The sequence below is a fragment of the Oryzomicrobium sp. genome (genome assembly GCF_036820405.1).
In the GTDB taxonomy this organism is placed as follows: Bacteria; Pseudomonadota; Gammaproteobacteria; order Burkholderiales; family Rhodocyclaceae; genus Oryzomicrobium.
Window position 1 is genome coordinate 2,488 of record NZ_DAISLS010000030.1, and the last position, 1,162, is coordinate 3,649.

Sequence of the window (1,162 nt, forward strand, 5' to 3'; positions counted from 1 at the left end):
CCATGACCAAACAAACCCAAGACGCCTACATCGTCGCCGCCACGCGGATGCCCGTGGGCAAGCGCAACGGCATGTTCCGCACCACCCGCCCGGACGACATGCTGGCCCACGTCCTCAAATCGGTGGTGGCCCAGGCCCCCGGCCTCGACCCGGCCCTGATCGACGACGTGATCGTCGGCTGCGCCATGCCCGAAGCCGAGCAGGGCATGAACGTGGCGCGCATCGGCGCCCTCCTGGCCGGCCTGCCCCAGAGCGTGGCCGGCATGACCATCAACCGCTTCTGCTCCTCCGGCGTCCAGGCCGTGGCCCTGGCCGCCGACCGCATCCGCCTCGGCGAGGCCGACGTGATGCTGGCCGCCGGCACCGAGACCATGAGCCTGATGAACCAGATGATGGGCAACAAGGTCTCCCTCAACCCGGAAATCTTCGCCCACGACGAAAACCGGGCCATCGCCTTCGGCATGGGCCTCACCGCCGAAAAGGTCGCCCAGCAGTGGCAGGTCAGCCGCGACGACCAGGACGCCTTCGCCCTGGCCTCCAACCAGAAGGCGGTGGCGGCCATCGCCGCCGGCTACTTCACGGCCGAGACCAGCCCCTACACCATCCGCGCCCACCTGCCGGACCTCAAAACCGGCACCGTGCGCATCGTCGAGAAACTTGCCGACACCGACGAAGGCCCCCGGGCTGATGCCAGCCTGGAAAAGCTCGCCAAGCTCAAACCCGTGTTCAACGCCCGGGGCTCGGTCACCGCCGGCAACTCCTCCCAGATGTCCGACGGCGCCGGGGCCGTGCTGCTGGTCTCGGAGAAGATCCTCAAGCAATACAACCTGACCCCCCTGGGCCGCTTCGTTGGCTTCGCCGTGGCCGGGGTGGCCCCGGAGATCATGGGCATCGGCCCGATCGCCGCCATCCCCAAGGTGCTCAAGCAGGTGGGCCTCAAGCACCAGGACCTGGACTGGATCGAGCTCAACGAAGCCTTCGCCGCCCAGTCCCTGGCGGTGATCCGCGAACTGGGCCTGGACCCGGCCAAGGTGAATCCCCTGGGCGGCGCCATCGCCCTGGGCCACCCCCTGGGCGCCACCGGGGCGATCCGCACCGCCACCTTGCTGCACGGCCTGAAGCGCACCAAGGGCAAGTACGGCATGGTGACCATGTGCATCGG

1 protein-coding gene is annotated in these 1,162 nt (G+C 68.7%); it reads left to right on the forward strand.

From position 1 onward, the window contains the following. Positions 1-2: 2 nt before the first annotated feature. Positions 3-1,162, forward strand: a 1,160-nt coding sequence (locus tag V7Z98_RS17800; protein WP_334159431.1) for an acetyl-CoA C-acyltransferase, incomplete at its 3' end; no start/stop codon positions are given.